1 protein-coding gene is annotated in these 297 nt (G+C 69.4%); it reads left to right on the top strand.

The genetic code is table 11. From position 1 onward, the window contains the following. Positions 1-297 (top strand): LLM class flavin-dependent oxidoreductase (locus CUZ56_RS14885; protein ID WP_126981200.1); only part of this gene is annotated, 297 nt, incomplete at both ends.

Raw genomic sequence — 297 nt, 5'->3', positions numbered from 1 at the left:
ACCACGCACCGCGCCAGGCGATCGAGCCGCTGCTGCTGCTGACCGTCCTCGCGCGGGAGACCGAGCGGATCGGCCTGGTCACCACCGCCTCCACCACTTTCAACGAGCCCTACAACCTCGCCCGCCAGTTCAAGGCCTTGGATGTGATCAGCCACGGTCGAGCCGGCTGGAACGCGGTGACCACCTCCGATCCCGCTGCCGCGGCGAACTTCGGCAGCGAGGTCCCGCCGCGCGCGGAGAAGTACGAGCGCGCCCACGAGGTCATCCAGATCGTGCAGGCGTTGTGGGGCAGCTGGG

It is taken from the genome of Saezia sanguinis (genome assembly GCF_003991585.1).
Taxonomy (GTDB): Bacteria; Pseudomonadota; Gammaproteobacteria; order Burkholderiales; family Burkholderiaceae_C; genus Saezia; species Saezia sanguinis.
This window is presented reverse-complemented; position numbering and strand designations above follow the sequence as displayed.